Here is a 5,735-nt window from a genome sequence, read left to right as displayed (position 1 = left end):
CGAGAATTTGAAAATAAAGAAGAACTGGAAAAAGTAGTCAATCAGCTTTTAAATGAAGGGGGATTGATTATTAAATGGAGTAGAAAACTTAAAAATAAGGGTAATGCTGTCAATGTAACTTAAATGCGTAAAAGCTTATGCCCTCAATCTTACTACAAGTCAGAAAGCGGGTTTCTTGAGAGAATCCGATTGATACTCCCACCCCAGCGCTTCGGGATTCTTGGTTCAACGAGTCCACGTTCAAAAACCTGGCATTTTTATGGGCAATCGCGTCAGTTTCCACACCTCGCGTTCTAGAATATATCTGGATTTCCCCCATAGATATCTACTACAATAGCCGAAAAACCCTATCTATCAATGGATACACCCATTAACCTTTCTTAATCTACTAAGTAATTTTCTATGGAGAGTTAAATTATGTCGTCAACTGCCTACGAAACTGATTATAATCAATGGCTAAAAGAGACGGTAAAACAGTTACAAGAGCGTAATTTTGAGCAGGTAGATTGGGATAATTTAATTGAAGAAATCGAGAGTATGGGGAAAAGTGATAGACGAGCTTTAATGAGTCTGTTAACCCGTCTTATCGAACATCTTTTAAAGCTGGCTTATTGGCAAGAAGAAAAAAAACGGTCAGGTAATCATTGGGCGGCAGCAATAGTCAATTTTCGCGCCCAAATTCAGCATCGTTTAGAAGATAGTCCCAGCTTACGGCCAGAATTAGCAGCTATGTATGATAAAGTTTATCCAGTGGCGATTAAATCGGTTTCTCAGCTTTTTTCCCTCAATTCAGACGCTCATATATCCCTCGAACAAACATTAGATGATAATTGGTTTCCCCCGGCTGAAAAATAGTTCTTAATTAGGAGTAATACTAAAGCTGAATAAATGTGAAATATAAACGAGATAAGGGTTTTATTGTCCTGTTTCGCAAAACAGGTGCAAGATTTTGAGAGAATCGTGGTTCAAAACCTTGGGTCTTCATCGGCCCGCGTCCTGTAGGGGCGAAGCATTCGGGCAATAACCTATGGTGAAACCGTAGATTTTCTATCCGAATGCTTCGCCCGTACTTTTTCAGCAAATCCTAATCAGTTTTTAATAACCAGATTTAGTGTAATTTGGATAGTCAACAGCTTACCCACGACTATAAAATTAGCATCCATCTTGCGGGGGTATTACCCTTGTTAATACCCCCTATTTTTGGTCTGGTATAGTGTTAAGCTTCTCCTGTGATTGATAAACCCTCTACCCAAACGTAGGGACAAACACCACTGGGAGTAATAACTGCTTCCGGTTGCAGATAAACAATCGATTTCAGCAGTGTTAAAATATCCCCAGCTACGGTAGCGGAATCGATGCTAATGCGCTCGTTTTTGTTAACTAACCAACCGTCAAAGGGCAAAGAGAAGGAACCTTGCAGAGAATTAACTCCTGCATGAATTGCCCGTAAACTATCAATTAAAACCACATTTTCTGCTGTTTCCAAAGAATAGCTTTTGGGTTGATTAGCACTAGCAAAAACGTGATAAAAATGGGGACTAACCGTTACTTTTGACCCAATGTTACCGTTGCCAGTCGGTTCTGTATTCATCCGTTTAGCGGTAATCGTGCTATGGAGAAAATTACTCAAAATCCCCTCTTTAATTAATTCCACACGACGGGTGGGAGTGCCTTCACTATCAAAAGTTTCCGCGGAAACATTAGCTGGATGGAGGGCATCATCGCACAAATTTAAGGCCGTAGCGGCGATTTGTGTTCCCAAAGATTCAGGAGTAGAAAGACTCTGTTTATCAAGGACATTTTGGGCATTAAACAGATTAGAAAATGCTCCCATTAGACTCAAAAAGGCGCGGGGGGCAAAAACCACCAAATATTTACCCGTGGTAATCGGTTGATAGTCCAGATGGCTAACAGTTTTGGTAATCGCTTCCTCGATGCAACCATCGATATCTAATTTTTCCAGGCCCGGACTAACCCGAAAAGCACCGGCGCTGCGGGGTTTTTTGCCTTCCTGTTCGGTTTTGGTGTATAAATACACACTGGCATAACTACGCGCTTCCTGACGCATTGCCCCGTCGCTATTGAGATAAAAACGTCTGACCTGCTGTTGTCCCAAACCGTTATAGGGAACACTGGCAATAGCCGGATGGGCCGCTAGTAAGGATTTTTCGGCGGCTAATAACTTATCGACGAGAGTGGATACAGCTGCTTGATTATACATTTCGCTGGCCACTTCTGTGGTAGGTGCGGTGGCGGCAGGACTAAAATCGGGGACATTTTCCTTAACACCAAAAAAGCTGGCTTCTTGGGCGGTTTTCAGGGCTAATTGCAGTCCCACCGGGTCCACATCGGTGGTAGAGGTGACACCGACTTGATTATCCCGATTCCAGACGCGAACGATAACGCTGGAACGATTGGAAGCTTGTACCTGTTTGGGTTCCCCTTGAAACACATCCACATCGGTTTCATCGACAGAAGAACCATAGATGTCGTATTTAGCAATTCCTAAAGCTTGGGCGCTAGAATTAGCGATTTGGGCGATATCTTCAACTTTTGGCATAGATTTTTTGGGTGTTGGAGGATTTTTCAGTTATCAGTAAACAGTAATCAGTAATCAGTGAAAAGAAAGCTCAGAACTTGCCACTTAACAGTGTCCACTGAAAACTCAAATCTGATAACTGATAGCGGTCAGCCGTAAGCTGGATAAGTAGGGAGGCACAATTATTTGTAGGATGGGTTAGCGGTAGCGTAAACCATGCGGGCGTTGGGTTTCATGCTTCAACCCAACCTACGTTCTGAAAACTCAAATCTGATAACTGATAACTGATAACTGATAACTGATAACTGAAGAGAGATTGGGCCAAGTGGTGACAATAAAGACGATAACGGCGGCCGTGGCCAGCATAGCTTTGGCAACGTGACCGATAACCGTACCGACGACGATACCGACACAGACTTTTAGGGATTGTTGCAAACGGGGGGTTAATTCCAAATCGCGACGATAGGCGTATTCTCCGACAAAAGCCCCGACCACAGGACCGACAAATAAGCCGATAATCGGGCCGCCAATGGGTAAAGCGGGTAAAAGCCCGAATATTCCCGCTAATAAACCCACTACTAGCCCGATTTGACTCCAATTGCTCGCCCCAACTTTTTGGGCGCCGAGATAACTAGCGAGGAATTCCACCCCCAGACTGAGGAGAAGGATAACAAAGGCCACGGCTAAAGCGACCCCCATCCCCGCAAATTTGGTGACGAAACCCCACACCAGCATGGCGATTAAAATCAAACTCATGCCGGGGACAGCGGGCAGCAGTTCGCCAATTATCCCCACTATCATGATGGCAATGAGGAAATAGTAGAGAATTACTAAAGTCATGATTAACGACCGCCAACGGTAATAGAATCGACTTTTAAATGGGGTTGACCAACAGTGACATAAACGCTACCACTGACGGAACCGCAAAAACCCGCCGCTAGTCCTAAATCTTGGGAACACATAGAGATTTTATTCATAATCTCCTTGGCTGAACCGATTAAAGTCGCGCCTTTTAGGGGTTTAGTCAGGTTGCCGTTTTCGATAAGATAGGCCTCCTCGACGGCGAAATTAAATTCCCCGGTCGCCCCCACACTACCACCGCCCATTTTTTTGCAATAAATGCCTTTATCGATGGAATTAAAGAGATTATCGAGGGTATATTCCCCAGGTGCGATGTAGGTATTCCGCATCCGACTAGCGGCCGCATAGGTGTAGTTTTGACGGCGACCGCTACCTGTGCGCGGATGGCCGGTTTTAATTGAACCAGTGCGATCGGCAATGAAGTTTTTTAGGATACCATTTTCAATTAGGAGAGTACGCTGGGCCGGCATTCCCTCATCGTCCATATCGATAGTACCGAAAGCTTTATCGGATAATCCTTCGTCCCAAGCCGTCAGGTTTTCGTGGGCTATTTTTTCGCCTTTTTTATCGAGAAAGGGCGTGGTTTTTTGTTCGATTTGCGTAGTTTCTAGCAAATGGCCGCAGGCTTCGTGGAAGATAACGCCGCCAAATTCATTGGCCATGACGATGGGATAACTGCCGGATTCTACATAGTCAGCGTAAAGCATTTTACCCGCCGATTCGGCCACTTCTGCCGCCGATTCCTCGGCATTCCACGTCCGCAGAAAATCGGGATTACTGGTACTACCCACCCGTTTGCCAATGCTAGAACGATTAGTCCCATCGGCACAGAGGAGATTATAGCCCACGGATTGGGTGAGGCGAATATCCCGGGCAAAAGTGCCATCACTAGCGGCAACTAAAATTTCTTGCCAATCGCGAAAATAAGCGGCGCGACGAGATTGGACGTGAGAGGCTTTCTGATTGAGTTGAACGTTAGCAGTTAGGAGAATATCACCCATTTCTCGCAAAGAACTGCAATTATTAAGCCAAATATCTTTGTTTTTGACCGTGGCATAATCCCGGAACATTTCCAGATTGATTTCGGGAATATACGCGTTAGGACTGGGTAGGTTTAAACCGAGAATCGATAAACCTTTTTCTAGGGCATTTTTTAAGCCTTGGAAGCTTAAATCGTTGGTACTGACATAACAATCAGCTTTCCCGCGAAAAAGGCGGATTCCTGCCCCTGTAGATAGTTTCGGTGAGAGACTGGTGATGGTGTCATCTTCAGCTAAACAACTGATATAGTTGACTCTTTCTAGGAAAAATTCGATAAAAGTCGCCCCGGCAGCCCGTCCCAGTCCCAGAAGAGTGGACAAAGGAGCCGCCCAAGAGCTATCAAAGCGCTCCAGACTAGGATTATATTTCAGGGTGGGGAGTTCTTTGGAGATGAGTAGAGTGGGTGACATAAAGCTGGTTTATCAGTTAATCTGCTGGTTTCTAGTCTAACAGTTCTCAGTTTTTTCCGTATTGGGGTGGGTTAGCGCCGCCCAACCCAGCTAAATTTTTCTCCTTCATATCTCTTAATAAAAACCTTGATTCGATCGCTCATCGCCCGCAAGATTAAATAAAGAGCGACTCAGGATCAAAATAATGGCCACAGCGACACAATTCTTAAACATTTCTGACTTGACAAAAGATGATTATTGTGTATTCGGTTTAGCGATTTGTTTTCTCAAACAGGAGGGAGAATTAGAAAAAGTGGCGGTGTTAGAACCGATTCCCTCGGCAGCCCTAGAGGCAATTGTCAAAGGAATTCCCACTTCCTACGAATTTGCCCGCGCCATGAGTTTAGGAGAGGTTTTTCAGGACGATAATCCTCAAATACCTAGTAATTTTCCCGATAATACCCAATTATGCGAGAATTTTGTCGAAAGGGCGATTGCGGCCACTCGCACCTATAAAAATCAACCCCACCTGCAAGAGTTAATCCCCTTGGGCAGCCAAAAAGACGATTTAAACTTTTCTCTAGAGAAAAAACGCATCTTGAATGCTCTTCATGTGGTACAGACGGAGGATAACGTCAAACAACATTCTCACACCCATAAGGTTTTGTAATCAAGGTTAGTTCGGGTTAGGGAAATTTTGCAGTTTTCCCTGATTCCGAACTCAGATGAACCAGTTATCTTAAGGGTGAGGTGTCAAGTTGTGATTTTGAGGAGTCGATGCCCAATTAAGTAGGGAGGCACAATTATTTGTAGGATGGGTTAGCGGTAGCGTAACCCATGCGGGCGTTGGGTTTCATACTTCAACCCAACCTACGTTCATCTAAAAAGATTATAATTTGTTTTCT

5 protein-coding genes and 1 pseudogene are annotated in these 5,735 nt (G+C 44.3%); 3 read left to right on the top strand and 3 right to left on the bottom strand.

Annotation, left to right across the window (positions count from 1 at the left end; translation table 11 throughout):
* A pseudogene (locus IM477_RS12355) lies at window positions 1-123 on the top strand (IS630 family transposase); the annotation flags it as partial.
* A 294-nt stretch (window positions 124-417) separates the two neighbouring features.
* Entirely contained in the window at window positions 418-855 is a 438-nt protein-coding gene (locus IM477_RS12350; protein ID WP_002798132.1) for a DUF29 domain-containing protein, read from the top strand.
* Window positions 856-1,216: 361 nt separating this feature from the next.
* Here the strand turns inward: IM477_RS12350 and IM477_RS12345 are convergent, their stop codons facing one another.
* The 3 genes from IM477_RS12345 to IM477_RS12335 all read right to left on the bottom strand — a co-directional run bounded on the left by IM477_RS12345 (window position 1,217) and on the right by IM477_RS12335 (window position 4,851).
* On the bottom strand, window positions 1,217-2,560 hold the full coding sequence (locus IM477_RS12345) for a TldD/PmbA family protein (protein WP_287731964.1): 1,344 nt from the start codon (window positions 2,558-2,560) through the stop codon (window positions 1,217-1,219).
* A 243-nt stretch (window positions 2,561-2,803) separates the two neighbouring features.
* On the bottom strand, window positions 2,804-3,379 hold the full coding sequence (locus tag IM477_RS12340; RefSeq protein WP_287731963.1) for a DUF456 domain-containing protein: 576 nt from the start codon (window positions 3,377-3,379) through the stop codon (window positions 2,804-2,806).
* 2 nt (window positions 3,380-3,381) lie between these two features.
* Window positions 3,382-4,851 (bottom strand): TldD/PmbA family protein, encoded by a 1,470-nt coding sequence (locus tag IM477_RS12335; RefSeq protein WP_012266273.1) that lies wholly within the window; start codon window positions 4,849-4,851, stop codon window positions 3,382-3,384.
* 184 nt (window positions 4,852-5,035) lie between these two features.
* Between IM477_RS12335 and IM477_RS12330 the strand changes: the two genes are divergently transcribed.
* Entirely contained in the window at window positions 5,036-5,500 is a 465-nt protein-coding gene (locus tag IM477_RS12330) for a hypothetical protein (RefSeq protein WP_287731962.1), read from the top strand.
* The last annotated feature ends 235 nt before the right edge of the window (window positions 5,501-5,735 follow it).

This window comes from Microcystis sp. M090S1 (assembly GCF_020246295.1).
Taxonomy (GTDB): Bacteria; Cyanobacteriota; Cyanobacteriia; order Cyanobacteriales; family Microcystaceae; genus Microcystis; species Microcystis aeruginosa.
The sequence above is the reverse complement of the archived record's forward strand: the minus strand, read 5'-3'. Positions and strand labels throughout refer to the sequence as shown.

What these genes read in the sequence shown, in the direction of transcription:
- IM477_RS12350 (WP_002798132.1), top strand. Translation starts at nt 418, where the DNA reads ATGTCGTCAACTGCCTACGAAACTGATTATAATCAATGGCTAAAAGAG.
- IM477_RS12345 (WP_287731964.1), bottom strand. Translation starts at nt 2,560, where the DNA reads ATGCCAAAAGTTGAAGATATCGCCCAAATCGCTAATTCTAGCGCCCAA.
- IM477_RS12340 (WP_287731963.1), bottom strand. Translation starts at nt 3,379, where the DNA reads ATGACTTTAGTAATTCTCTACTATTTCCTCATTGCCATCATGATAGTG.
- IM477_RS12335 (WP_012266273.1), bottom strand. Translation starts at nt 4,851, where the DNA reads ATGTCACCCACTCTACTCATCTCCAAAGAACTCCCCACCCTGAAATAT.
- IM477_RS12330 (WP_287731962.1), top strand. Translation starts at nt 5,036, where the DNA reads ATGGCCACAGCGACACAATTCTTAAACATTTCTGACTTGACAAAAGAT.